The 25,278-nt window shown below is 43.7% G+C and carries 23 protein-coding genes; 13 read left to right on the top strand and 10 right to left on the bottom strand.

Features of this window, described 5'->3' with window-relative positions:
* Positions 1 to 7 precede the first annotated feature (7 nt).
* Entirely contained in the window at positions 8 to 529 is a 522-nt protein-coding gene (locus ASD40_RS33590) for a GNAT family N-acetyltransferase (protein WP_057307502.1), read from the top strand.
* Between the two features lie 4 nt (positions 530 to 533).
* Here ASD40_RS33590 and ASD40_RS33585 read toward each other — a convergent pair whose 3' ends face one another.
* Positions 534 to 1,574: a ParB/RepB/Spo0J family partition protein gene (locus ASD40_RS33585; RefSeq protein WP_057307501.1), complete on the bottom strand. Its 1,041-nt coding sequence runs from the start codon at positions 1,572 to 1,574 to the stop codon at positions 534 to 536.
* A 247-nt stretch (positions 1,575 to 1,821) separates the two neighbouring features.
* Here ASD40_RS33585 and ASD40_RS33580 point away from each other — a divergent pair, with 247 nt between their 5' ends.
* Together ASD40_RS33580 and ASD40_RS33575 are read left to right on the top strand one after the other, a co-directional pair.
* Positions 1,822 to 3,087, top strand: coding sequence for an MFS transporter (locus tag ASD40_RS33580; protein ID WP_057307500.1), 1,266 nt, complete (start codon positions 1,822 to 1,824; stop codon positions 3,085 to 3,087).
* A 187-nt stretch (positions 3,088 to 3,274) separates the two neighbouring features.
* Positions 3,275 to 5,590 carry a bifunctional diguanylate cyclase/phosphodiesterase gene (locus ASD40_RS33575; protein WP_057307499.1) on the top strand — a complete coding sequence of 772 codons (2,316 nt, stop codon included), beginning with the start codon at positions 3,275 to 3,277 and terminating at the stop codon, positions 5,588 to 5,590.
* Positions 5,591 to 5,644: 54 nt separating this feature from the next.
* Here ASD40_RS33575 and ASD40_RS33570 read toward each other — a convergent pair whose 3' ends face one another.
* Both ASD40_RS33570 and ASD40_RS33565 read right to left on the bottom strand, forming a co-directional pair.
* Positions 5,645 to 6,451, bottom strand: coding sequence for a histidinol-phosphatase (locus tag ASD40_RS33570; protein ID WP_057307498.1), 807 nt, complete (start codon positions 6,449 to 6,451; stop codon positions 5,645 to 5,647).
* A 101-nt stretch (positions 6,452 to 6,552) separates the two neighbouring features.
* On the bottom strand, positions 6,553 to 7,455 hold the full coding sequence (locus ASD40_RS33565; protein ID WP_057307497.1) for a LysR family transcriptional regulator: 903 nt from the start codon (positions 7,453 to 7,455) through the stop codon (positions 6,553 to 6,555).
* A gap of 253 nt (positions 7,456 to 7,708) precedes the next feature.
* Between ASD40_RS33565 and ASD40_RS33560 the strand changes: the two genes are divergently transcribed.
* Entirely contained in the window at positions 7,709 to 9,235 is a 1,527-nt protein-coding gene (locus tag ASD40_RS33560) for an MDR family MFS transporter (protein ID WP_057307496.1), read from the top strand.
* 13 nt (positions 9,236 to 9,248) lie between these two features.
* Entirely contained in the window at positions 9,249 to 9,827 is a 579-nt protein-coding gene (locus ASD40_RS33555) for a PadR family transcriptional regulator (RefSeq protein ID WP_057307495.1), read from the top strand.
* Between the two features lie 341 nt (positions 9,828 to 10,168).
* Here ASD40_RS33555 and ASD40_RS33545 read toward each other — a convergent pair whose 3' ends face one another.
* The gene (locus ASD40_RS33545; RefSeq protein ID WP_057307493.1) at positions 10,169 to 10,954 is read right to left on the bottom strand and encodes a TIGR01457 family HAD-type hydrolase; all 786 of its coding nucleotides are present in this window, start codon (positions 10,952 to 10,954) and stop codon (positions 10,169 to 10,171) included.
* Positions 10,955 to 10,979: 25 nt separating this feature from the next.
* On the bottom strand, positions 10,980 to 12,644 hold the full coding sequence (locus ASD40_RS33540; protein WP_156390270.1) for a PAS domain-containing sensor histidine kinase: 1,665 nt from the start codon (positions 12,642 to 12,644) through the stop codon (positions 10,980 to 10,982).
* 285 nt (positions 12,645 to 12,929) lie between these two features.
* Here ASD40_RS33540 and ASD40_RS33535 point away from each other — a divergent pair, with 285 nt between their 5' ends.
* Positions 12,930 to 13,388 (top strand): chemotaxis protein CheX, encoded by a 459-nt coding sequence (locus tag ASD40_RS33535; RefSeq protein WP_057307491.1) that lies wholly within the window; start codon positions 12,930 to 12,932, stop codon positions 13,386 to 13,388.
* A 93-nt stretch (positions 13,389 to 13,481) separates the two neighbouring features.
* Positions 13,482 to 14,258, top strand: coding sequence for an SDR family NAD(P)-dependent oxidoreductase (locus ASD40_RS33530; RefSeq protein WP_057307490.1), 777 nt, complete (start codon positions 13,482 to 13,484; stop codon positions 14,256 to 14,258).
* A gap of 55 nt (positions 14,259 to 14,313) precedes the next feature.
* Here the strand turns inward: ASD40_RS33530 and ASD40_RS33525 are convergent, their stop codons facing one another.
* On the bottom strand, positions 14,314 to 14,571 hold the full coding sequence (locus tag ASD40_RS33525) for a DUF2573 family protein (RefSeq protein WP_057307489.1): 258 nt from the start codon (positions 14,569 to 14,571) through the stop codon (positions 14,314 to 14,316).
* An 83-nt stretch (positions 14,572 to 14,654) separates the two neighbouring features.
* Between ASD40_RS33525 and ASD40_RS33520 the strand changes: the two genes are divergently transcribed.
* The 4 genes from ASD40_RS33520 to ASD40_RS33505 all read left to right on the top strand — a co-directional run bounded on the left by ASD40_RS33520 (position 14,655) and on the right by ASD40_RS33505 (position 18,295).
* On the top strand, positions 14,655 to 15,488 hold the full coding sequence (locus tag ASD40_RS33520; protein WP_057307488.1) for an alpha/beta hydrolase family protein: 834 nt from the start codon (positions 14,655 to 14,657) through the stop codon (positions 15,486 to 15,488).
* 150 nt (positions 15,489 to 15,638) lie between these two features.
* Positions 15,639 to 16,160, top strand: a complete 522-nt coding sequence (locus ASD40_RS33515; RefSeq protein WP_268795945.1) for an RNA polymerase sigma factor — start codon at positions 15,639 to 15,641, stop codon at positions 16,158 to 16,160.
* Between the two features lie 112 nt (positions 16,161 to 16,272).
* Positions 16,273 to 17,703 (top strand): DEAD/DEAH box helicase, encoded by a 1,431-nt coding sequence (locus tag ASD40_RS33510; RefSeq protein ID WP_057307486.1) that lies wholly within the window; start codon positions 16,273 to 16,275, stop codon positions 17,701 to 17,703.
* 46 nt (positions 17,704 to 17,749) lie between these two features.
* Complete coding sequence (locus ASD40_RS33505) at positions 17,750 to 18,295, top strand: hypothetical protein (protein WP_057307485.1); 546 nt, start codon at positions 17,750 to 17,752, stop codon at positions 18,293 to 18,295.
* Between the two features lie 44 nt (positions 18,296 to 18,339).
* Here ASD40_RS33505 and ASD40_RS33500 read toward each other — a convergent pair whose 3' ends face one another.
* From ASD40_RS33500 to ASD40_RS33485, 4 genes are all read right to left on the bottom strand, one after another.
* Positions 18,340 to 19,518, bottom strand: a complete 1,179-nt coding sequence (locus tag ASD40_RS33500; RefSeq protein WP_057307484.1) for an MFS transporter — start codon at positions 19,516 to 19,518, stop codon at positions 18,340 to 18,342.
* Positions 19,515 to 20,339 carry an HAD family hydrolase gene (locus tag ASD40_RS33495; protein WP_057307483.1) on the bottom strand — a complete coding sequence of 275 codons (825 nt, stop codon included), beginning with the start codon at positions 20,337 to 20,339 and terminating at the stop codon, positions 19,515 to 19,517. Before ASD40_RS33495 ends, ASD40_RS33500 begins: the two co-directional genes overlap by 4 nt.
* Positions 20,332 to 21,108: a DeoR/GlpR family DNA-binding transcription regulator gene (locus ASD40_RS33490; RefSeq protein ID WP_057307482.1), complete on the bottom strand. Its 777-nt coding sequence runs from the start codon at positions 21,106 to 21,108 to the stop codon at positions 20,332 to 20,334. The genes ASD40_RS33495 and ASD40_RS33490 overlap by 8 nt, the downstream gene beginning before the upstream one ends.
* 180 nt (positions 21,109 to 21,288) lie before the next feature.
* Entirely contained in the window at positions 21,289 to 22,944 is a 1,656-nt protein-coding gene (locus ASD40_RS33485) for an FAD-dependent oxidoreductase (protein WP_082562629.1), read from the bottom strand.
* 221 nt (positions 22,945 to 23,165) lie between these two features.
* Here ASD40_RS33485 and ASD40_RS33480 point away from each other — a divergent pair, with 221 nt between their 5' ends.
* Together ASD40_RS33480 and ASD40_RS33475 are read left to right on the top strand one after the other, a co-directional pair.
* A complete protein-coding gene (locus tag ASD40_RS33480; RefSeq protein ID WP_057307481.1) occupies positions 23,166 to 24,587 on the top strand; it encodes an S-layer homology domain-containing protein in 1,422 nt (473 codons plus the stop codon).
* Positions 24,588 to 24,734: 147 nt separating this feature from the next.
* On the top strand, positions 24,735 to 25,013 hold the full coding sequence (locus tag ASD40_RS33475) for a hypothetical protein (RefSeq protein ID WP_057307480.1): 279 nt from the start codon (positions 24,735 to 24,737) through the stop codon (positions 25,011 to 25,013).
* Positions 25,014 to 25,278 lie beyond the last annotated feature (265 nt).

Below are 25,278 nucleotides of genomic sequence, written 5' to 3'. Positions count from 1 at the left end.
TTATAACTTGGAAATAAGGCGTTTATGGCAACAAGATATACCGCAAGTACAAGCATTAATGATGGACGTGGTGTCACGTCTTCCTTCTGACGCGCTTTATTCAATGGACCGCTTGGAAGCACTTTACGAATATGTCCAAGATAAGGGGGAGATGTATGGCACTTTTCAAGGCGAAAAGCTTGTTGCTTATACGGTTATTGCATTTCCCGGTCTAAGTGCCAATAATCTCGGACGAGAGTTTGGAGTGCCGGAAGCAGATCTGCCGAGAGTTGCTTCTCTAGAAGGATCTATTGTCCATGAATCAGTCAGGGGACAAGGGCTGCAGAGGCATTTTCATGCCTTGAGGGAACAGCGAGCGCGGGAACAACGTATGTTATACCTCTACGCAACCGTGCATCCTGACAATGGAATAAGTCGGAAAAACCTACAAGCAGCAGGCTTCACACTTCAATTCACTCGCCCGATGTATGGCGGTCTTCTAAGGCATTGCTATGCGAAGAAGCTTGAAGTACTTGAATTGCTGGACTAGGATGTTAGTGGGTAACGGCAAGTTCTCTAACTTTTTTCCACGCATCCAAATGCTTTTCCAAATTACCGACTAAGGTATTGAGATCATTCAGAAATTGTTCTTTATCTTGGGAATCGACGTCTAAGGCTTCAACTTGAAAATCACTAGTTGCAGGAAATGCGTTAAGCATTTGCAATAGTTTAGCTTGAATTGGGCTAGTAATTGGGATAATTGAAGCTGCAGGCAGCCCGCTTTGTATCGGCATTTCTGTTTTATTTTCCGAGACTATTTCCTTGGATTTCTCCGCTTTCTCCACTTTTGTCGGAGCTTTTACAGCTGCAGGCTTGGCTCGTTCTGCTCGGTTGTTTTGGAAGACGGACCAAGTTTCGACCAGATCATGACCTGTTTTGTAGAGAAGCTTCCCTTTGGTGCTTTCTGAAATATCTTTATCTTTAAACATGCGAGCAATCTTTTTGACATCACTGACAGGCATTTCATCTCTGGCTATAATCAAAGCAAGCGGATCGCGGTGCTCGATCGGTAAATCTTTGATAGGCAGCAGTTGATCTTCGGTCAACTTGTCTTTTCGTATTTCTGTGCCGCTTACGATCAGCTTCTTAATTGGGTTTCCAAACTTTAACAAATCACATTTGTTTTTGATGTAAGCTTCCGGTTTGCCAAGTTTGCTAGAAAGGTATTTAATAGAGGAACTGAATTTGGAATCATTCATAAGTTTGTGGAAGGCTTCGGCTTCCTCAATGGGGGAAAAGCCTTCCCTTGTCAGATTCTCCGCAATCTGTTCTAAATAAATCTCTAACTCATCCGTTACGGTCGATACGATACAGGACATGGTGGGGCGTCCTAGCATTTTGCTAGCTTTATATCTTCGGTTCCCGTAAATAATTTTGTACCGGTTGTCAGCCGTTGTTCTCACTTTAATCGGAGAAAGCAAGCCAATCTCCTCGATGCTTTTCATTAATTCTTGGAGCGCCTCTTCATCGAATTGATATCTGGGCTGATCCGTATCCTCGTCAATTAAATGCATGGGAATTTCATGTATATCCATATTCATTTCTCCATTCGTTCAAGTTGTTCTAGGATTATTATATAACAAGGAACAAAATCGTGGAATTGCCAATCATAGTCTTAGATCAGAGGTCAATCATGTTTGCGTGTAAAATAAGAGATGAACTAGAAATAAAGCTACTAGAAGTAAGCCATGAAGGAACAATTAGACAGGCCGAGTTCAGCTATAACGCCTATCATGATCATGAGGTTAATGGGATTTTGGCAGAGGAGTGGGAGTAAATAGAATGGGAACTTTAGCAAAACGCACCAAAATGCATTACGGCTGGATTGTTGTCCTGGTGACCTTCTTTACCTTGATTGTATCGGCAGGTATACGCTCGGTGCCTAGCATCTTCATGCTTCCCTTTGAAAAAGAGTTCGGATGGGGCCGCGCGGATGTATCCTCGGTTGTCTCCATTAATATTTTCTTGTATGGTCTGATGGGGCCTTTCTCGGCTGCGTTGATGGAGCGTTTTGGTACCCGCCGGGTGGTGCTGATCTCTCTCATTTGCATCGCGTCCAGTCTTTCGCTGACGCCTATGATCACGGCTTTGTGGCAGTTTGATTTGCTTTGGGGGGTCGTTGTGGGGCTTGGAACGGGTTCACTTGCCAACGTGCTCGGTGTAACGATCGCGAATCGATGGTTCTCCAAGAACAAAGGCGTGGTGGTTGGCATTCTGACAGCTAGCGCGGCGACAGGGCAACTGCTATTTCTACCTCTTCTGGCTAAAATAACGGTGGACGTCGGTTGGCGCTATGCCATTTATACAGCGATCGCTGTTATTGCGGTGTTAATCCCTGTTGTAGCGATCTGGATGCGGAATCATCCCTATGACATAGGTGCTGCTCCTTATGGGTCTGATCAAGTCGTCAAACCTGCTGAGTTCAAAGGCAACCTATTTATGACCCCTCTGCTTACACTTCGAGATGCGAGTAAGAACAAAGCATTCTGGCTGCTAGCTGGGACGTTCTTTTTCTGCGGGTTCTCTACGAATGGGTTAATTGGTACGCATCTTATTCCCGCCTGTGGGGATTTTGGTATTCCTGAAGTAACCGCAGCGGGATTGCTGGCGCTGATGGGCATCTTTGATCTGGTCGGGACGACGATGTCCGGTTGGTTGACAGACCGATTTGACGGACGTTGGCTGCTGTTTTGGTACTATGGGCTTCGCGGAATTTCACTTATTTTTTTGCCGCAAGCGCTCGGTTTAGGCTATACAGAGCTTCTTGTTTTTGCTGTTTTCTACGGTTTGGATTGGATTGCAACTGTTCCGCCAACCGTGAAGATCGCATCGGATATTTTCGGCAAGGAGAAGGCTGGCATGGTCTTTGGTTGGATTGTAGTAGCTCACCAGCTAGGGGCATCCTTTGCTGCCTATGAAGCGGGTCTGCTGAGAGATTTGCTCGGCAGCTATTCGCTGCCTTTTCTTATGGCGGGCTTCGTATGTATGATTGCTGCCATAATGGCAGTTCGTATTCGCCGTTCAGGCACGGCTGTCAGAGCGTTGTAAAATCGGAAAACAAGAAGGACCCAGCCAATCTAGGTTAGGTCTTTCTTGTTGTTTCTCACCCATTTTTGCAAAGTAATACCAACTTCAATAAAAAGATTGCATCGGAAGGTTTAGTGATGAAATAATAGAGGGTGATGATGTCGAATTGTGACATAAAAACTTTCATATGACTTAGGAGTAGAGTAGCATGAAAATGATTCAAACCACAATAATAGCTCTAATTTTCGTCATATTAGTTTCATCGTCAGAGTTTGTTCTTAATAAGTATAAGAACACCTTACTCCATGAGCTTGAAATTACGGAACAGTCCCAATTATCCTCAAGAGCATTGGCTTTACAATCCGTTATTGACCGTAATTTTAATATGATGGTAAGCCTGGAAGCATATGTGGATGCGAGTTACTTGCAAAACAAAGACGATAAAGAAGTCATGGAATACATGGTATCTCTTTATCATGGCGCTCAGGGATCCACATTTAATTTAATTATTGCGCCTAAAGGCGTTATGAAGTTCGTTTTTCCGATTCAGGGCAACGAAAGTATCTATAATTGGGATTTATTGCAGGATCCCCGTGAAATTATTCAACAGCAAATTTCAAAAGCTTTGCGAACTAAAAAAATGACTATGAATGGCCCGTTTAAATTACTGCAAGGGATTAATGGTTTAGTCGCTCGAAAGCCAATCTATCAAGATGGTGTTTTTTGGGGCTTTGTATCTGTTGGGGTAAATCTGGATCAACTGCTTGTAGAAGCAGGGATCAAGAATAGAGATACAGAGGATTTGCAGATTTCCATCCGCATTCCTGGGGAGCCTGCGTTCTATGGCGACGATTCTGTTTTTCAAGCTGATCCATTGATAGCCACCATTGAGCATACGGATACCAAATGGGAGCTTGCTGCGCTGCCTCAGGCAAGTGCAGTTCAGAGTATTAAGCAGCAAATCATATTAATACGCAGTTCTTTTATGCTTGTTCTGCTAATCGGTCTTATTTTTATCCTTTATATCCTTAGACAGCGGGATAAGTTAAGCCGAGCAGTAAATGAGCGCACACAAGAGTTACAGTTTGCAAATGAGGATTTGACTGCTGCGAATGAAGAGCTTCTAGCAGGACAACAAGAACTGCACGATTCAACCAAACGCTTGTTGGAATCCGAACAAATGCTATCGTACATGGCTTATCATGACGTTCTGACAGGGATACATAATCGAGCCCATTTTCAAATGATCTTAAAAGAACAAATTGTACACAACGAAATTAATCATACATCCCTTGCTTTGCTTTTCTTTGATTTGGATAACTTCAAGATGGTTAATGATTCGCATGGTCATCATATGGGTGATCTTATGCTGCAGGAAGTTGCTAATCGTATTGGGCAATCTAATTTATCTTATCATACGTTTGCCAGATTCGGTGGGGACGAGTTTGCCATCCTAGTAGAAGATTGTCCAAGTGAGAAGGAGATTCAGCTCTTCTGTGAACAATTAATAGATATCTTAAAGCCCCCATGTTTGTTATCGAATCGCTCTTTTTTCATTAGTGCCAGTATTGGTATTGTACAGTATCCTTATGGGGGTGTGACTTGGGAAGCATTGCTCAAGAATGCGGATATTGCCATGTACGTGGCCAAAAAAGAGGGAGGCAGCTCATACAGCTTCTTTAATCAGCAGATGGCAATGAATTCTCTATCAAAGCTAGAGATGGGAAATCATCTGCGTCAGTCGCTTGACCGGAATGAACTCGAAATTGTGTATCAACCGCAAGTAGATTGTTTATTGGGCAAAGTTATTGGCGTTGAGGCCCTCCTGCGCTGGAATCATACGACCAAAGGTTATATTTCTCCATCTGACTTCATTCCGTTAGCAGAAGAAATTGGTACGATTGCAAGTATTGGTGAATGGGTGCTGAGAGGTGCTTGCAAGCAGATGAAGGCTTGGCACAGCATGACGATTGAACCTTTAGCAATTTCCGTCAATCTATCAGTCAAACAGCTGAATGATGAACGTTTTGTTGATAAAGTAATACAAATTTTAGAGGAGACAGGCCTGGAAGCGAAGTACTTGGAAATGGAAATTACCGAAAATTTCGCGATGCAGGATGAACAGCTGGACGCACTTAGCAAGCTTCGCGGGCTAGGCATTGCGATATCCGTCGATGATTTCGGAACGCATTACTCCTCTCTAAGTTATTTAAAAAGGTTCCCAGTCACCAAAATCAAATTGGACCAATCGTTTATCCGCGGCGTTCAGACGGATGACAAGGATCGAGCGATGATTAAAGCGATTATTTCCGTAGCCAATTCGTTTCAACTGCAAATTATTGCGGAAGGTGTTGAAACAGAAGAACAGGCGGGCTTCTTAGTAGCTAATGGCTGCAGTCAAATTCAAGGCTACTATTTCTTCCGGCCTATGACTGCCGAGAATGCGCTGCCTGTTTTACAGGAATGTCTACAGCCTAAGCTTGCCTTTCTTGAATCAAACCCGTCTGGCCATATTGAATATTGAACAAAAAAATCTCCCCCGCTGAAATAGGAGTCAGCGGAGGAGATTTTTTCTGGTTTAGAGTTGAACGATTTGTTTTTGTTTATTTTTGAAATAGACCCAATGTTTGAAGCCGATCTCTTTTAACGTCTTGCTAACTTCTTCCCAATCATCAGCAACTCGGCTTGGCAGATGAGCATCAGAGCCGAAGGTTACTTCAACGCCATAATGCAGCGCTTGCTCCAATATTTCATTGGAAGGGTACCAGCCGCCTACGTCCTTGGTCTTTCCTGAAGTATTAATTTCAATCGCTACGCCAGCTTCTCCGATGATCTTTAACGTTTCGTTAACCTTCGGTGTAGCGATATCTGAGAAGGCTGGATAGAAGCCTTTCATTGCATCGATATGCCCAAGAATATGGAACATGCCGGAACGTGCGGACTCCTTAATAAGGTCATAGTACTCTTCTTTATGCTGGATCTTCTGCTCTTCATTTAGTTTTTTCCACCTGTTGCGATTGAAGATACTGACACCACCCGATAGATGAACAGAGCCAATAATGTAATCGAATGGATATTTCGCGTATTCTTGCCGGTAAACTTCGACATGCTCAGGAAAATAGTCGGACTCAACACCTAGAAGCACATCAATTTTTCCTTCATATTCTTTTTTTAGTTGCAGAACTTCCTCGATATAACGGGGGAATTCGCTCTTAGCCATAGCAATTAAAGGTTGTGCCTGATCTTCTGGGCTCGCAAAATAAGGGGAATGGTCAGAAATCCCGATGACTTGCAATCCGCCGTCAATAGCGGCTTCAATATAATCGCGAATTTTATCCTTAGCGTGTCCACATCGATCATGATGGGTATGTAGGTCGAATTTCATCGAAAATAACCTCCTTAGAGTTTTGCTTTAGCAAAACTGGCATCGTAAGCATGAACTTTAGAGTTTTGCTTTAGCAAAACTGGTATCGTAAGCAGCAAATCTTATTCTGAGCCGAGAAACTGGGTTTCCGGCATTCCTTTTAGATCTCGTAGGAACTGCTGCATCGCAGAATTTAAGTAGCGCCCTGACTTATATACTACACCTACAGGATGCGTAATATCCAATTCGTTCACTTTGACCATTTTCAAAGTTCCATGCCGCAGTTCATCAGCGACAGAAAGCTTGGAGATGATAGCGACCCCGAGATTTAACTCCACCATGCGCTTCACTTCTTCGCTGCTGGATAGCTCCATCACAATATGTGGGGAGACGTCATAGGCTTTGAAGATTTGATCGACGAATCGACGTCCGGCTGTTTCCGGAGAAAGCATAATGAAGGGAATGTTGCGCAGCTTCTCAATAGATAAATGGGCAAAACGGCTAAGTGGATGCGCCGTGGAAACAATCAGCTCGAAAGTATCATAATAAAGCACGGAAGTTTCTAAGGCTTGATTTTTTTCGAACAAATAGGTAATTCCAATATCAATTTGGCTATTCTCCACCGAAGTCATGATTTGGGAAGAGGTCATTGAGTGAATGGTCGTCTTGATCAGTGGGAATTGGTCTTGGAAATAGGACAGCACCCTCGGCAAAATCTGCATGGCGATCGACGTTGTCGTGCCAATGTGGATGTGACCTTGCGGTGTATGATGTAAGTCTGATAATCGCTGCTTGAGATCACTGGCGATCCGCAGCATTTTTTCTGCATGCTCCAAGAACAGCTTTCCACTATCGGTTAAAGTAACAGGCTGGTTGCGATCAATGAGAATTGTGCCGAATTCGTCTTCAAGGCTCTTTATTTGTGCGGAAACGGCAGGTTGGGTCAAGTTAAGAATTTCGCCAGCTTTTCGAAAGCTCATTGTTTTGGATATGGTGAGCAATGTTTCTAACTGGTTCATATTCATGAGCATACCTCCTGCTTTTCATAGTAAAGATAAAAATAAAATTTATCGGAATTGTAAAGGGCATAAAAACCTTTTGTAACCCTATTATATGATAGGAGTACTTGAATCGGCAACATTTTAGGATAAAGTTGGACAACCGAACACATTCTAGCAAGGAAGTTCAGACGAATACAACCGATTTTCGTTGCCAAATACTCAAATTTGATTATAATATTTTATATATAATAAATAAACGATGAAGGAGATTCACTTTATGACGTTAACCCGTAAGTCAAATACAACGTGGACCGTTGTGGCGTTGATGTTGGGACTCTTACTTGCTTCGCTGGATCAGACCATTGTTTCAACAGCGATGCCAACGATCGTGTCCAAACTAGGAGGTTTCAGCCAATTCGTCTGGGTTTTTTCTGCGTATTTAATTGCGAATGTGGCTGCCATGCCTATTTTCGGTAAACTATCCGATATGTATGGTCGAAAACTATTTTTTATTATCGGTATCATTGTATTTATGATTGGCTCAGCCTTATGTGGAACGGCAGGATCGATGACCGAGCTCATCATCTACCGCGCCATTCAAGGTATCGGTGGCGGTGCCCTTATGCCGATTACTTTCGCGATCATTTTTGATATTTTCCCGCCAGAGAAACGGGGTAAAATGCAAGGGCTGTTCGGGGCTGTATTCGGATTATCCAGCGTACTGGGGCCGATCATTGGCGCGTACTTCACTGACCATGTGACTTGGGAATGGATTTTCTTTATTAATCTCCCCCTTGGCATTGTATCCTTAATCTTAATCATTTTCTCTTATCACGAGTCCGTGGAACACAGTAAGGCGAAAATTGATTGGGGCGGTACTATTTTCCTGACAGCATCGATTATTTCTCTCATGTTCGCATTGGAACTTGGCGGTAAAGAATATGCTTGGGATTCCTTACAAATTATCGGGTTGTTTGTAGGTTTTGCTGTTCTCTTAGGTACATTTATTATGATTGAAAAATATGCAGCAGAACCGATTATCCCGCTTGATTTGTTCAAAAATCGCCTGTTTACCGCCAGCATGGGTGTCAGCTTCGCTTATGGTGCGGTTTTGATCTCAGCCGGTACATACATTCCTTTATTCATTCAAGGGGTATTTGAAGGCTCAGCTACAAGTGCAGGCTCTACTTTAACCCCAATGATGCTTGGTGTTGTTGTCAGCAGCGCACTCGGCGGGCGCTTCATCGGTAAATTCTCTTATCGCAATGTCATGCTTGTTTCCATAGCCTTGCTGCTGCTGGCAACTTCGCTCTTAGGCGGACTCTCTATCGATTCCAAGCGCTGGCTAATTACAACCTATATGATTCTCCTTGGTCTTGGTATCGGCGCTTGCTTCCCAATTACATCGATGTCTGCGCTGCATAAAATAGACTTCCGCCGCAGAGGCACAGTGACTTCACTTGTTGGTTTCTTCCGTTCCGTAGGTTCGGCAATCGGGGTAGCTGTGTTTGGCAGCATTCAAGTCAACTCGCTAAGAGATAACATCACAAATTCCCTTCAGGATCCAGCGATGGCCGAAAAGTTTCATGATGCTCGAATGCTGCTTCAACCTCAGGTTCGTGCAAACATTCCCGCTGAAGTACTTCACAAGCTCCTAACAGCATTGGCGGATTCCATTGCCGTTGTTTTCCAGACAACCATTGTTCTTGCTGTAATCGGTCTTGTGTTCATTTTCTTCATGGGTAACGCTAAACTTGAAGTGGGAAGAGCTCCCGTTAAAGAAAGCGTACCAGTAGGACACTAGGAGGTTAACATCTATGTCGATGAAGCTCGTCATTCTCGGACTACTGATGGAAGCCAATCGGCATACCTATGAAATTCGGCAGACGATGAAAGAAAGAGGCATGAACAACTACATGAAGCTGCAAGACGGCTCTCTGTATTATGCGATGGACCAACTTCACAAGGATGGACTCGTAGAAGCACATGAGGTTGTACGGGATACGAATCGCCCGGAGAAAACGATCTATCAAATAACCGCTGCCGGGAAATTAAAATTTCAAGAACTGTTAGTTGAACAATTTCATGAAGAAATCAGACACTATCATCCGCTTTATGTTGCCCTGCCTTTTTCCGTGCATGGGGATCAGGCGAAGATTGCTGACATTCTCGAGAATAAAATTTTGGCCCAAAAAATGCTTATGAACAAGATGAAAAGCTTATACGAAGAACACATCTCCATTGTTCCAAGAGTTGTCCTACAGATGTTGGTGGGCACCTACAAGCGTGCATTTACTGAACTGAAATGGCTGGAACAGCTGCAGAAGGATGCAAGAGAGGGTCGCTTGCAAGAGAAGAACTCCCCTCTGGAAGTTGATTGGGACCGTATTGAATAGAAGAAAGCCGCAGCTGCTCTTTTTGAGAGCAGTTGCGGCTTTTTATTTGAACGTGGCGGGCCTCCATTTCATCTCTGGAGGGGGAATAATAACAGTTGCGTTACGAGAGTTGGTGAGATCTTGTAACTCGATTATCTCTAAGTTGTATTTTGTGCAACAATTCGCACGCACAAAGGATATTTCGCAACTTGAAGAAAGGGAGAAAGACGAAATTTAGGAAGCAAAAGTTGCACTTTCTGCAACATCTTTCAACCGCATAGGGCACTCTGATCCTCGCATAAGTTAGCTGGCAATAACCGATTTATGATAGTCCCAGGCGGAAATAACGGTGTAGTGATATCTTATCTTCCGTTGAACTGCTCGATGAAATGCTGCAAATCATCGCAGATCAAGTCCGGCGTCAAGCCCGCCGACGCCAGCTGCTCTTGCACGTTATCCGCCGTGGCGACACCCGTCAACACGAGCGCCGTATTACATCCCGCCAGCATGCCTCCGCGGATGTCGGTATGCACGTTATCGCCGATGACCCAGACATCGGCGGCAGGCAGCCCGAGCCGCTCGATGGCGTAAGCCATAATGATCGGCGAAGGCTTGCCGATCACCACGGGCTCCACGCCCGAGGCGGCGGTGATCGCAGCTGCCAGGGAGCCAGCTCCTGGCATTAGCCCACCATCCGACGGCAGCATGCGGTCGGGATTGGTTAACACATAGGTCGCGCCATGCTTCAGATGGCGGACCGCTTCGGTCAGCTTCTCGTAGGAGAAGCTGCGGTCAATGCCTTGGACGACGTAATCCGGCGTCGTCCCAGCACCCAAGGCGAAGCCGGACGCCTCCAAGGCGATCCGTAGTCCGGCTTCGCCGACCATATGCACGCGGTTGCCTCCGCGCTGCTCGGTCAAGTACTGAGCGGCCGCCTGCGATGACGTATAGACGGCGGCCGCTGGAACCTCTATGCCGAGCACTTGCAGATGCTCGGCAACCTGCTCAGGCGTTCGTGACGAGTTATTCGTCACAAGCAAATACGGCAGGTGCTGCCCTTGCAGCCAATGAATGAATGCCGCCGCATAGGGAATCGGTTCATGCCCCCGGTATAGTGTACCGTCTAAATCAATGAGAAAACCTTTCATCTTGCTAACGCTCCCTTTCATCTGTTTATTGCGTGGAAGGAAGTGTGATTTCTACCGTCGTTCCTTCTTCTAATTTACTGCGAACTTCCATAAAGCCGCCATGTGCTTCGATAATTCGGAAACAGACCATAAGACCAAGTCCAGTTCCTTTTTCCTTCGTACTATAAAACGGTTCGCCAAGCTTGGGCAGCCGTTCTGGTGCAATGCCGCAACCTTCATCGATGAAACGTATGGTTATGTAGTTTGAGTTTTTTTCCTGTAGAGCTTGAATACGCATTGTACCACCTTGCGCCATAGCTTCCAACGCATTTTTCATAATATTGATGAAAACCTGCTTAAGCTGATGCTCATCACAGGAGACAGGTGGCAGATCTGGCATAAGTTCTGCTTCAATCTGAATATTTCCGAGCAGTGCTTGAGGTTGAAGGAGTTCAATTGTGCTTGTGACAATGCAATCCAAGGTTTGAGTTGCGAAATGTGTCGCCTGCGGTTTGGAAACAAACAAGAACTCATTCACAATAAACTCTATACGCTTTAGTTCATTTTGCATGATTTCTATATAATATTTCTCTTTGGCATTATTCGTCTTGAGCAGCTGTAAGAATCCCTTCAATGCCGTTAGCGGATTACGGATTTCATGCGCAACGCCAGCAGCCAACTGCCCGACAGCAGACAGCTTGTCTGATTTGATTAGCAGCTCTTGCGTCTTTTTCAACTCGGTAATATCCTTGAAAGTAATAACTGTACCTAGAAGTTGACCTTTTCCCTCCAGCATAGGACTGGACATGTACATAACGGGGAAGGTGGTTTCGTCTTTTTTCCAGAACATATCCTCTTGCATATCAGATACTTCATGATTCAGAATCATGTTCAAAATAGGACTTTCCTCAGGTGGGTATAGTGAACCATCGCTCTTAACTGGTCGAATGAGATTATGAATTTGTCGGCCCAGCATTTCATCTACTTTCCATCCGGTTATAGCCTCGGCGGCCTTATTCCAGAAAATTGTGCGACCGCTCATATCAATCCCGTAAATACCTTCCGAAACGGAATTCAGGATGAGTTGATTTTGCTTATATAGCTTATCAATGACCTTCTTCTGTTCCTTGACTTCAGTCAAATCTTTAAGAATGGCGAAGACCCCAACAATACTGCCGTCTACCATCGTCGGGACGAACGTTACATTGGATTGGATAGGGTATCCTTTCTGATGAAGAAAAGCAGCCTCGAAATTTTGCGGCATCCCGGCTGATGCCACTTGAAAATGATGCAACGCTTTAAGCAGATCGGGTGGATTGATCATAGGAATGAAGGAAGTTAACATCGTGGTCTCACGAGCAAGTCCAAGAAGACTTTCCAAACCATGATTAGCCGACAATACCTCGCCGTCCAAGCTAAACGAGATAATAGAATCAGGATGATTATCATAAAGTGATTTATACCGCTTCGCGGTTTCGTTAATGGAAGATTCTCTTTTTTTAACGACACTAACACCAAATAAAGCTAATCCGAGAATCAAGCCGAATAGGATGACATCGATAAGCAGGCCAACCAATTGATTATCATGCACAAAAGCAAGAGGATGTATAAAGTAGAAATTTGTTCCGATCAAAAATATAGCAGTAATATGATAAACAAGTGCAAGTTGATATAAATTCCAATTTCGAGCAGAAATATGCTGTTTAAACATAAAGACTTTCAGCGCCCCTTTTAAGGAATTTTCCCCTGTAAAATTATCAGGATTCGACACGAATATATATATTCTTCCATATTCATGTTGTGTTTTCCTCTGTTCATGAACAATTGCATCGTTGTTCGACAATTTAAGTATGAAGGCAGGACGAGTTTGTGTATCTGAGTAGTAGGAACTATTTTATCGAAAAAGACAGTATACTTGTCCTAATTTTTTAGGTATAATGTTGAAAAAGGTCGTTTTTCTGTGGAACTTATTCACAAATGAGATCGGAGCGGAGCTATGAAGGCTGAGTACATTAATCCCTTTTTGGAGTCGGCTAGAATTGTCATCGAGCAAGTTGCTAACATTCGCCCAACAACGGGGCAGCTCGGCGTCAAAGACGTCAAATTTGTGGAAAAGTATATCTGGATCCAAATCGGGATGACCGGGCAGATGGAAGGCGATATTGTTTTCGGCTTAGCTGAGGATGTTGCTTTGAAAATGGTTTCTGCCATGATGGGTGGATTTGTTATTACAGAAATGGATGAAATGGGTAAGAGCGCCATCTCTGAGCTGGGTAATATGATTAGTGGAAATGCAAGCACGATGCTCTTCAATCAAGGGGTCAGGGTGGATATTACACCGCCGAAAATTGTTCAATCTGCGACGGCTGCAGGATTTGTGCCGAAGAGAGCATTGACCATTCCTTTGATTATGGATAACATTGGCGAGCTGGACATTCAAGTTTTAATCACATAAGAGACCTAATATAGGTACATATGCTAAAATGAATTGGAGTGCTGCTGAAGCGGTATCTCCATTTTTTTATAACGCAATAAGGAGAAGGTAAGCTTGAACATTTCGAATAAAATTGTATTGATTACAGGAGCTTCGAGCGGCATTGGGGCCGTTATGGCACAGCAATTTGCAGCTAAAGGAGCCATTCCTATATTAACTGCACGCAGTACAAATAAACTTAAAGAAATTGCTTTGGGCTTGCAAGGGCAGCATGCCGTTTATGAGATGGATGTAACGAATACGGAGCAGGTTAATCATGTTGTGGGACAGATTATAGCCAAATTTGGCCGTATTGATATTTTGATTAATAACGCGGGGTACGGGATATTTGAGTCGTTTGCGGAGGCGCCGCTTGCTCATTTTGAAGAAATGATGAATGTAAATTACATGGGATTAGTCCGATGTACCCAAGCAGTATTGCCTCATATGTTGAAGGCCAGGAGCGGTCATATCGTGAACGTGGCTTCTATGGCGGGTAAGATCGGATCGGCCAAATCCACGGGTTATTCCGCGACTAAGCACGCAGTACTAGGCTTCACGAACAGTTTGCGCCAGGAGCTTATAAGATCTGGGATCTCTATTACAGCGATTAACCCGGGACCCATCTCAACACCTTTCTTTGATAAAGCAGACCCGAGCGGTAACTATGTCAAAAATGTGGCTTGGTTTATGCTTAAACCAGAGAAAGTCGTTAAAGAACTTATACATGCGATAGAAAAAAATATTCCTGAGAAAGATCTTCCTTTTGTGGCTGGATTAGGAATCAAATTATTTCATCTATTCCCGCGAATGTTCGATCGGTTGGCATCAGGCATTTTAAATAAAAAATAAGCGGCTCCCAGTTATTGATCGGGATTCCGCTTTTTTTCTTTCATCAATTATCGATCTAAGTCTGTTCTGGCTTTTTCGCTTGTAAGGCCTGGTTCAAATCTCGAATTTCTTCGAAAATGCGACGTACTTCGGCTTTGCCTTCTGGATGCGTTTGATTCCAGTGGGAGGTTAAGGCCGGCAGCGACTTATGAACATGATTAAAAAATGCCCAAATCTTAATTTTCTCAAGCATTTCAGGTGAAGTATCACCCGTGATGAGTTCAGCTGTTTTGAACACTAAGGAATTAAATTCGTTCTCAAAATCTGTATTCATAGTTTCATCCCTTCGGATGGAAAATAGGTGGAGTACGTTTAGTTTATATGATGATATAACAGCTGTCAAAATAGGGGGAACCTATGTCCATAGCACTAGATGAAATCCATGATGGTCAACTGTTAGGAAAAGAGCAAATTCGCTGCTTCGTGAAGCATATATCGCTTTATATCCTTACTTATGTTAGTCAAGGCCTAAAAGTGAAAGGCCTTTTAGCCGTTCCAGATGGAACAACTCCGCGACCTGCTGTTATTTATTGCCGAGGTGGCATTAAGCGTGTTGGGATGGTTCGTAAACGAAGAATTATATCGATGGCTAAACGCGGCTATGTCGTCTTTGCTCCCTATTATCGGGGGAATGAAGGCGGTGAAGGACGTGAGGACTTTGGCGGGGAAGACAGGTTTGATTTGTTTCATGCCATTCCAATGGTGCAATCTTTAGAGGAAGTATTGCCAGGTCCCATACCATTGATTGGATTTTCCAGAGGTGCTGTTATGGCCATGCGAGCAGCCCGAGAGTGCAGTGGGGTTGGTCCTGTTGTCGTATGGGGAGGTGTAAGTGATATGTTGGATACCTATGAGCAGCGTGTGGATTTGCGGCGGATGCTCAAACGGGTTGTCGGACATCCGAAGAAACAAGTTGAGGCTTACCTCGATCGGTCCCCAGCCTATTGGGTAAATGAAATTAACTCGCCCATCTATATCATCCATGGAACAAATGATTCACAAGTTGACATTGGACATGCAAGAAAACTGGCTAATGCTCTGGATCAAGCCGGCAAAGATTATACGATGGCATTATATACAGGACTTGAACACCGTTTTCCTCGGATAGACGACGAAAAGGCTCTGGATGACGTATTTACATGGCTTGATGAGAAGCTTAAACGAAGTATGCAGGAAGTCATTTCCACTTAAATTAATTATTATTATTGTTTACTCCCGATTTATGACCTAAAATAAGGTAGGAACACAACAAGTAGGTTCTACCTGGTAGGCTAGGGGGCGTTTAATTCGAAGTCTCTGAGACTGATATTCAGCAGTGATTTTTATACATTAGATAAGAGCGTGCAGGAGCAGATATATCAGGAGTTCTATCTCCTCGTATATCCCATGATTTACTTCATATTGAGGGATCATGCGGCGGTGGAAGACATTATTCAGGAGTCATTTCTAAGGGCTGTTCGTAAAGCGCCTTTATTGACTGAAATTGATAAATATGAAAGCTGGGTTAAGAAGTTAACTCGGAATGTTACACTCAATCATCTTCGTAAGCACAAGCGCAACCGGGATGAGCTGGAAGCTGAACTCAAGCTCTGTATCAAGGAAGCTGCACCAACATCTGAATATTTAGTCCCACTGGATCAAGAAGTTGAGCTAAAGCTAATGCGTGAGGCTATTATCACTTACATCAATCAGCTTAGCCCCTCCTACAGACAAATTATTGCGATGAAATGGATCCATAATTTATCTTATAAAGATATGGCTAATGAGCTTGGTGTAACGGAGGGCGTCGTTCGACAACGCTTATTCCGGGCACGTGATGTGATTAAGCAGAGACTGTTTGAAGAGTGGGGATCCGGCGGATAAGAGTCCTTAAAGGACTCTTATTTCTGCTTTTAGTGGTTGTCGATTTGTATCGTTTTACGGCGTGGCATATAATAGGGACATTAGATTGGATGAGAAAAGGGGTTTTCGTAAATTGAGTACAAGCTTTGAACAACTGCAGATCGCGCAGTCCTATTTAGATAAATTGCAAGAATTAGGGATTGGTGAGCCAACACCGATTCAAGCTGAAGGTATCCCAGTTTTAAAGCAAGGGAAAGATGCCATCATTCAGTCTCAAACGGGTACAGGTAAAACTTTAGCGTATTTGCTTCCAGCATTGGAACGAATCGACCCTACGCAAAAACAACTGCAGGTGCTTGTAGTTGTTCCCACCAGGGAGCTTGGTATGCAAATTATGCAGGAAATTGAGAAGTTCACTGATGGTGGACCGATTCGGTCTCAATCTCTTATCGGCGGAGCAGCCATTGTTAGACAAGTAGAAAAGCTTCGACTTCACCCTCATATAGTTGTAGGTACGCCGGGTCGCTTGCTTGAACTTATGAAAATAAAGAAGTTAACTTTGCATTATGTGAAAATGGGTATTGTTGATGAAGTGGACCAAGTGTTCGAGTTAGGTTCCATGCAGGATGTTGAAGCAGTCCTTAAAGGAATGCTTAAGTCCAGTCAGATGGTATTTGTTTCCGCGACGATCCCGCAAAGCACCGAACAAGCTGCTGGGAGATGGCTCAAAGATCCTGTGATTATCAAAATCAATCCAAATCAACGCACAGCCGAAACATTGGAACATATGTATGTGGTGTGTCAAGAACGTGAAAAGATTGATACGCTAAGAAGACTTGTGCGTCTGATTAAGCCTACATCAGCTATCGTGTTTATCAACGTAACGGACGATATTGCCCAAGTGGTGGGCAAACTCCAATACGTTGGATTATCTGTTGAAGCCTTGTATGGAGAAGCTAGCAAACAAGATCGGGCCAGAGTGATGGGGAATTTCCGGGATGGGAAATTTCAATTGCTGCTGGCAACGGACGTTGCCGCAAGAGGTCTTGATATTGAAGGCGTGACCCACGTCTTCCACTTGGATCCTGCGACCAACGCGGAGTATTATCTCCACCGCGTAGGTAGGACTGGTCGGATGGGCCGCGAGGGCACGACCATTTCTATCGTGACGCCGAAGGAGCAGTTCATTCTCGAGAAATTCGAGAAGCAGCTTGGCATCACGATCGTGCCGAAGGCGATGTTCGAAGGCCGGCTCGTCGACCCGGCCCAAGACCGCAGTGCGGCGACGATGCGCAGCCGCCGCGAAGCTGCGCGCCCGAGCGGCGCAGCACCTGCACGCAGCTTCGCAGGCGCGCGGGATGCTGCCGCGCCTGCGGGCGCGGTGCGCACTAGTGCCGCGGCGTCTGACGCGCGCGTCCAGAGCAGCGCTGCCCCGGCGAAGCCGGCGGCGCAGGCGAACACGGCCGCCGGTGGCAAGGCTGTGAGTAAAGCCCAACGCGAGCGAGATCGCAAGAGCAAGGGCGCTCCTCGCTGGCTCAAAGAAAAGCAGCAGAACAAAGAGTAGCCCTGTCTACGAGGGCAACAACAAATTGATCTGCGGGGTGTGAAACGTGCTGAAAAAAATAGTCATTTTCGCCATAGCTGTAGTCATCATCCTTACGGCTGCGTTGGTGATCGCCGTTCGGCATGTTAAACCAACTGAAACATTAAACCTAGATTATAAAGAAGTCACGATCAGCAGTAAGATCGCAGACATCGTCAAGAATCGGAAGCTTGAGGTACAGCTAACGGAACAAGACATTAATGATGTGGTAAAGAAGCAGCTAGCTGCACATCAGGTTCTGCCTAACGGTTTTCGAATTGAAGGGGCGAAGCTTACACTGCAAGGTTCAAACCTTGTGGCTGACGTGAATGTGAGGTGGCGGGAGAAGATACCCATCGGTGTACAAATGATGTTCACCCTTGCTTGGAACCCGCCGAATTTAGTCGTTCAACATAGAAATACGAGTGTTAAAGGCATGCAAGTCCCAAGTGAATGGGTTCAACTTGCGCCTTTTGAACTCCCTATTGAAGATCACTTGCCCAAACTGATTGGTGTAAAGAACATACGGTTCGAGGAAAAAGCCATCATCATCCAATTAAAGCCGTTGCGATAACATAAAAAAGCTGAATCCACGAAGGATTTCAGCTTTTTTTTAACTTATACAGACTTTGTGGTCTGAACATTCCATCTCCGAGAATATAAAATGATACCTAACACGACGCACATGCCAATCAGTACAAACCAAATCGACACACCCACATCAAAACGGTCCATCCCCCAACCGACACCTAAGGGAAGAATAGAACCTCCTAATCCGCCTGCTGCGATAAGCGTACTCGTTGTTTGCTCCGTACGCCCTGGAAGCAGTTGATTCGCATAAATGAGAGCTACTGCAAACATACCGGACATGAATAATCCAAGTAATAGTACAACGGCGAAGCTGCTCCATAGATTCGTGCTAAACACCCAAATAAGTACGGTGAGCAGACTGCCTGCAAAAGAGACCGCCAAGTAACGGAAATAAGTCATTTTCTCTGCTGCAACACCTGCGAACAGTCGGCCTACAACCATGGCTAGCCAATAGGCTGTTACGGCAAGCGATGAAACGGAGCTGGAAGCATGTAATTGATCGGTAAAGATCGAGGGTAAGAAATTAACGATGGTGTTTTCCATTCCTACATATAAGAAGAAAACAATCATGAGTAAGCAAAGAAACGTCAAGGAGCTCTTAGTGAGTACAGGGGGTTTCTCTGTCTGCTGCGAGCGATCCGCTTTATGAGCTAACAGCTCGTCATGCTCGCCTAAGGACAGCTTCGACCAGACAATACACGCAGTGAGCGCACTTAATCCCAACAGCATAAATCCGTATTTCCATAACCCATTAGCAATCAAGATACTTGACACTATAGGCATGAATAATGCTCCAAGACCAAAGAAAACCTCAAGCTTGCTGAAAGCAATCGCTTGTTGATCTTTTGCTGCAATTAAAACGAAGGTACTGATGCTGGATTCAACGAGTCCGAAAGCAACCCCGGCTATGAATGACAGACAAACCGCAATGGGCCATGGGGGCAGTAGAACGATAGTGATCATAGCTAAGAAGAGAAGACCAAAAGCCGTCGTTATGGTACTTCTACGACTGATCCGACGAATGAGATAAGGCATACATAGTACACCTAGAAGGAAACCGCCGAATTCCATGAAAACAAGTAGCCCCCCGTCACTGTAACTTCTTCCGTAATGGGAGAGTAACTCGGGCAATACAGCTCCGAATATAACGTGGGTACAGCCTGTTAAAAGGTAAGACAAGCAGGCCATAATTAATAGTCTTTTCATAAGATAGGGCTTCCTTTTTGCTGAGCAGCATAGTTCTCGTTATAAGCAAATACATGACCAATGGCTTCTGCAACAGAATCAACATGGTACAACGCCTTTTGTTTGACATCTGGATGAGCACCTTTCATAGCAAAACTATGAGGAGTGATGCCGAACATCGATACATCGTTGAAAGAATCCCCGAAACAGGCGATCTCTTCTGGCTGCAAGCCCAATTGTTCAATAAGAACAAGCAGTGAGCTGCCCTTGGAAACAGCGAGAGGCATAATATCAAGACAATCTTTGTCAGAGATGAACATCTCCAGCTGATCCCCAAGCTTTTCCTCCATAAGAGCCTTAAGCTCTAAGAGAGTTTCAATTTTTCCAAACATCGAGAACTTACAAACAGCAAAGTCACCTTTCAAAGACTGCTCCACATCTTCTTTTACGATAAAAGGTTGGAATGTTCGGGATTGCACCTCATCGGAAGCAGGAGTCAAATGCGTGATAAAATTCGCTTCACCCGAGCAAACAAGCTTAACGAGATCAAAATCCTTAAGTAACTGGTACACTTGATAAGCCAAATCAGGTTGAAAAAGCTGAGACTTCATGAACGTACCATCGTCTAAATGGATGAATGCGCCATTTTGCGATACTGAATAGGCGCGATGACCAATTTCCGCCAATACTTGTTGCATTTCAATGTTCATTCTTCCTGATGCCAAACATAGTCTAATACCGGCTTCTTTGACTTTCTTTAATGCAGCCAATTCTCTTGAGCTGACTTTTTTACTGTGATCAAGTAATGTGCCGTCTAAATCACTTACGATAAGTTTAATCATCTTGTTCTTCTCCTCCTGCTAATACAATTTCGACATCACATGCAAGTAATTTCTCTTTCATCTCAGGGGTTAGTGCTTGATCCGTTACGAGGATGTCAATACTCTCGAATCCCACGACGCGATGAAACAATCGCTTTCCGAATTTGGAATGATCTGCTAGTACAATAACTTGGTCCGCATGCTGCATCATGGCTCTCACCAGATAACAATCCTCTTCGTTTGGAGCAGACAGCCCTTCTTCTGTAATTCCGCAAGTCCCGATGAGCAGTTTATCGACATGATAGTCATTTAACATTTCGATCGCTTTCGCTCCGTATACGCTATGGTGCTTGTTATCCAGCACACCGCCAAGAATATGGATCGTCGTTTCATCTTTACGAGTGAGAATAGCAGCAATTTCGATTGAACTTGTCACGACGATATTCTGTTTAGAGCTTAGAGCGGTGGCTGCATGAAGGACTGTGGTCGAGGCATCCATCATGATATAATCGCCGTCTTGAACGAGTGCCGCAGCTGTCCTGCCAATCGTTAGCTTCGAGGAAGACTCTGCTTGCAGCCTTTGATCATAATCTCCCACTTCTTTGGAAAGGGTAGGGAGGATGGCACCGCCGCGCGTTCGAACGATAGTCCCTTGCTCTTCAAGCTTAACCATGTCACGTCTAGCTGTGTCCCTCGAAACATCGTAGAGCTCACAAATAAGGTCAACGGTAATTCGCTTATTTGATTTTAAGTATTCGACGATTGAGATAAGTCTTTCTTCTTGAAACAAGGGGGTTTCACTCCTTTCGCTTAAGTGATTATAAGTGATTATAAGTATATGGCTTATTATAATGCTGAATATGCATTCTTTCAACTATTTTGTTTGCGAGAAATTTATGCTTTGATTCATAACAAAAACCGTATACTCGTTCAAGGAACGAATACACGGTTTTCTGATCCATTTATCTGATTATTTAACTGCAGGTTTTTTTCTGGTTTTAATATAGCTAGGATATGTAATTTCTCCGGAGTCGAGCTTTCTAATTTCTTCTTCGTTCCAACCGGTAATTTTATTCGTACCGACTACACCCGTAAGCTTGATTTGATAGTGGTGAGCTAAGTACTGTTGGAGTTTGGTCATTTCATCAGGTTTTATTTCCCTGAGCTTTTGCTTGCCATGTAGTTGACCTAATATAACTCCGATAGATTCTGCGGCTAGACTCGTGTTCGGTTGAATTCTTGTGCTTCCATAGGCGATAGCCGAGGAACCTACATTTTTTCCGGCCGCGATGACATTATCATAATTTTTTAGCAAAAAGCTGCGCAGCGGCATGCCATATTTATCCGGCCGTCCCATTTCAATACCCCACTTGTTAGCACTTGTGCCCTGCAAATCAAGCGGATACCCACCAATACTGACATTATCCCAGAACATCGTGCCTGAAAGGAGATCAGATGGTTTTAAAACATAGTCCATTTCATAGTGATTATATTCTCGGACATAGGGATAAGAAGGAAATTCGCCTAATTCAGCATGTTCCCAACCCGGTAACGTTTTACGGAAGTGATTGAGAATCAGCGGAGTTTCTTTATTACCCAGGCTAACAGCCTCTTGGATGGATTCAGGCTTAGAAGGATCTACGGTATAAACAAGAAGGGCATTAATTAGTACTTCCCCATCCCTTTGATGTACCGCATTCAATCCTCTTAGAAAGACTCGATCATTTGAAGGATGGTAGGCTTTAGTCATTCCGCTTAGCCCAATAGCGAAGCTATCACTTACATAACCGCCACCGAATTGTTTCGATTTCTCTTCCGGTTTTAATAGATTAAATGCGGTATTAAACTTTTTCCAGTCGACATTTTTGAACTTCATCATCATGCCAGCACTCATATACTCGATTTCTTTTTGACCATAGAACTTCTCAAGACCTGGCAATCGCTTGGCATCCAATCGACTGATTAATGCTGCATAGTCACTGTTGTCGACCCAATAGGAAGCTGTAATTTTCTTCTTTTCATTTTGATCCGTACTGTAAACAATAGAAGCGATTTTGTGCATATGATCAGGTGTATTCGTTTGTTCAATTTCATTAATGACAATGCCAGATTCCAAAGGAATATCTTTCATTAATTTATTCATATATGTAGTGAATTCAGGAAGCTTACGAATTTTGGCATTTCGGAAACCGTCGAATAATTCTTTAACACGGCCTTGTACAAGTAAATGACCTTGATCGTCACGGGTTTCATCGAGAAATAGCATTTGACTTTGGAGAATCTGACCTCCAAAAGCTTTATGAGGATCCAGTACTTTAACCTTCAAGCCTTCATCTGCTGCAGCTCTGGCAAGGTAAAGACCTTCAAGCTCGCTGCCGATCACAACTACATCGATGTGTTCAGTAGGATATGTATTAGCGCTCTCATTATTTGGTGCGACAACAGCTGCTGTGGGTGCTTCGCTAACAATTGGAGTGTCTGGATGCGTGATGGGTGGCGCAGAAACAGCTTCTGATTCCAAGTTACCTTGCTTGTGCCAAACCTTGCTATAAGAAATTGCGGACAGAACAATAAGCAGAACGGTTAAAGCGACAATAAGTTGAACTCGTGGATTCCTTAAACGCATGTGTAAACTCCTTTAGTGATAGTCTGATATGGTTTAAGTTTAGCAGTTTCATAGTGGATTTAATAGACTCAGAAAATTAGGTTGATATAAAAGATTTTGATGTCACCCCCCAAAAGATATTCGGATGGGCGAATTCTTGTAGCATAACCAGGAACCCTTCGCGAAGGCTCCACACAACTTTATAATACTAACTATTTGAATAAGGGAGAGGGAACTTGACAATGAAGAAGAACTTAATGAAAAAAGCAGTAGCAACAGGTCTTGTACTTACAATGGTAATGGGGGGCGGAGCTGCGGCGTTCGCTAAAGGCAATGATCATGACCGTGATGATAAGAAAGATTTTAAATATGAAAACAAAAGCAACAACAATAATAAAGTTAATACGAACATCAATATTAATCTGAACTTCAACGATATGGAAGGCGCGAAATGGGCATTGCGTTACATAGCAAGTTTATCTTCCAAACGCGTATTTGAAGGATTTGAAGATGGATCATTTAAGCCTGACATTGCGGTTCCCCGCATTCAAGCAATTGTAGCAGCCGTTCGTAATATGGGATTACGTGAACAAGCAGAATCTGCTGCTGAAATGCAAACGAAGCTGAACTTTAAAGATGCGAATCAAATTCCTGCATGGGCTGTAGGTTATGTAGCTGTAGCTCTTGAAAATGATTTGTTCTCTGAAAGTGAAGATTCCGTTAAACCGAATCAACCTGCAGACCGTCTGTGGGCGACTACACTCTTGGTCAAATCTTTGAAATTGGAAGCTGAAGCAAAAGCGAAAATGAATACAAACCTTCAATTTAAAGATGCGAACAAAATCCCGGCTGGTTCTGTAGGTTATGTAGCTGTAGCGATCGAAAAAGGTCTGATTGATGGGTTTGAGGATAACACATTTAAACCAAATCAAAACGTAACACGCGCTCAATTGGCTGCTTTATTGGATCGTGCAGGCAACCAATTACCTGACGAAGATCAAAGTGTCAGCACTGGAACTGTGAACGCCGTAGTTGCTAATAACGTTCTAACGCTTACTAAAAATGGCGTATCTACTCCGTACACGCTTCACCCAAATGTATTCATACTACGTAATGGTGTACAAGTAAGCCCTGCTCAACTGCAAGTAGGCGATGAAGTTAAAGTTGATGGTTTTAATAATATTGTTAATTATATTGAAGTAACGAAAATGGCTCAACAAAATAACGTTACAAGCGGGACGATTAGTGCTGCAGTTTACAACAATAATAATGTGTTGACTTTGACGAATTCAGCAGGAACAACAACTCCATATACACTTAGCTCTAATGTAGTTATTTATCGTGGTGGTGTACAGGTACCTGCTGCCTTGCTTCAAGTTGGCGATGTAGTCAATATCACAACTTCCGGTAACCAAGTTACTATTCAAGTGACGAAGTTAGCTCAAGATAATCAAGCAATTGATGTAATTGGCACATTTAACTATTCGACACCAGACGCACAAGGTAAGATCGCAACAGTTTCATTAACGCAAAATAACACAGCAACAATCTACAACGTATCTCCGAATGTAGTAATAACTGGCGACCGTACTCAACTAGTGCAAAATCATCCGGTTCAGTTAAAAGGATATAATCAAGTTATTACTTCAATTGAAGTCAAATAATTTTCCCTTACAGAAAAAATGAAAAAGGCATGAATCATGCGAAAAGCTCCTTGCTGCCAGACAGCGGGAGCTTTTGCTTTTTATGCTGCATATTTTTCCTTTGCTTGAGGCAAACTGACTCCTATCTTGAAAGGAGAGAGTTGACAGATGGACGAAACACTCATTCAAACGTTTAAACGATATTATGCAGATTATCGGGCTGCTGCTGATATTGACCAAAGCTTTGCCGATGCGTATCAAGCAATTGCATATCATGTGATTGAGCTTACAGGACGATTGGCCCAAGAGGAGAAACTGACAGACATTCAAAATTTGGTTGGAGAATTTAAAGAGATACAACTTTCTATTAGTCACAGCAACGATTCGCTTAAAGAGCGTTTTGAGCAAGAGCTTGTTGAAACGATGTTGGACCGTGTAAGAACATGAAGCTGGTAAAAATAGGCGGTTGCATGATTGATCTCAGCAAGATATATTCATTTTCCGGCCAAAATGGAGCTGAATTTTTTATCGAAAAAAGTAAAAAAAGCTTGCATTTGGTTAGGAGACTATGCTATATTATAAATCCGGCCGAGAGAGTAGGGCGGAAGAACGAAAGAAATTGATCTTTGAAAACTGAACAACGAGTGAGTAAGCACGAACGAGAAATCGTTCAAAAAAGAGATTGCAAAATCTCGCTAGCAACGCAAATGAG

This window comes from Paenibacillus sp. Root444D2, from assembly GCF_001426375.1.
In the GTDB taxonomy this organism is placed as follows: domain Bacteria; phylum Bacillota; class Bacilli; order Paenibacillales; family NBRC-103111; genus Paenibacillus_E.
This window is presented reverse-complemented; position numbering and strand designations above follow the sequence as displayed.

Excerpts from the sequence above, each read along its gene's own strand:
- ASD40_RS33570 (WP_057307498.1), bottom strand. The coding sequence starts at position 6,451 with ATGAAATTCGACCTACATACCCATCATGATCGATGTGGACACGCTAAG.
- ASD40_RS33480 (WP_057307481.1), top strand. The coding sequence starts at position 23,166 with ATGAAGAAGAACTTAATGAAAAAAGCAGTAGCAACAGGTCTTGTACTT.
- ASD40_RS33495 (WP_057307483.1), bottom strand. The coding sequence starts at position 20,339 with ATGATTAAACTTATCGTAAGTGATTTAGACGGCACATTACTTGATCAC.
- ASD40_RS33520 (WP_057307488.1), top strand. The coding sequence starts at position 14,655 with ATGTCCATAGCACTAGATGAAATCCATGATGGTCAACTGTTAGGAAAA.
- ASD40_RS33575 (WP_057307499.1), top strand. The coding sequence starts at position 3,275 with ATGAAAATGATTCAAACCACAATAATAGCTCTAATTTTCGTCATATTA.
- ASD40_RS33525 (WP_057307489.1), bottom strand. The coding sequence starts at position 14,571 with ATGAATACAGATTTTGAGAACGAATTTAATTCCTTAGTGTTCAAAACA.
- ASD40_RS33585 (WP_057307501.1), bottom strand. The coding sequence starts at position 1,574 with ATGGATATACATGAAATTCCCATGCATTTAATTGACGAGGATACGGAT.
- ASD40_RS33560 (WP_057307496.1), top strand. The coding sequence starts at position 7,709 with ATGACGTTAACCCGTAAGTCAAATACAACGTGGACCGTTGTGGCGTTG.
- ASD40_RS33540 (WP_156390270.1), bottom strand. The coding sequence starts at position 12,644 with ATGTTTAAACAGCATATTTCTGCTCGAAATTGGAATTTATATCAACTT.
- ASD40_RS33545 (WP_057307493.1), bottom strand. The coding sequence starts at position 10,954 with ATGAAAGGTTTTCTCATTGATTTAGACGGTACACTATACCGGGGGCAT.
- ASD40_RS33500 (WP_057307484.1), bottom strand. The coding sequence starts at position 19,518 with ATGAAAAGACTATTAATTATGGCCTGCTTGTCTTACCTTTTAACAGGC.
- ASD40_RS33555 (WP_057307495.1), top strand. The coding sequence starts at position 9,249 with ATGTCGATGAAGCTCGTCATTCTCGGACTACTGATGGAAGCCAATCGG.
- ASD40_RS33475 (WP_057307480.1), top strand. The coding sequence starts at position 24,735 with ATGGACGAAACACTCATTCAAACGTTTAAACGATATTATGCAGATTAT.
- ASD40_RS33580 (WP_057307500.1), top strand. The coding sequence starts at position 1,822 with ATGGGAACTTTAGCAAAACGCACCAAAATGCATTACGGCTGGATTGTT.
- ASD40_RS33485 (WP_082562629.1), bottom strand. The coding sequence starts at position 22,944 with ATGCGTTTAAGGAATCCACGAGTTCAACTTATTGTCGCTTTAACCGTT.
- ASD40_RS33565 (WP_057307497.1), bottom strand. The coding sequence starts at position 7,455 with ATGAATATGAACCAGTTAGAAACATTGCTCACCATATCCAAAACAATG.
- ASD40_RS33535 (WP_057307491.1), top strand. The coding sequence starts at position 12,930 with ATGAAGGCTGAGTACATTAATCCCTTTTTGGAGTCGGCTAGAATTGTC.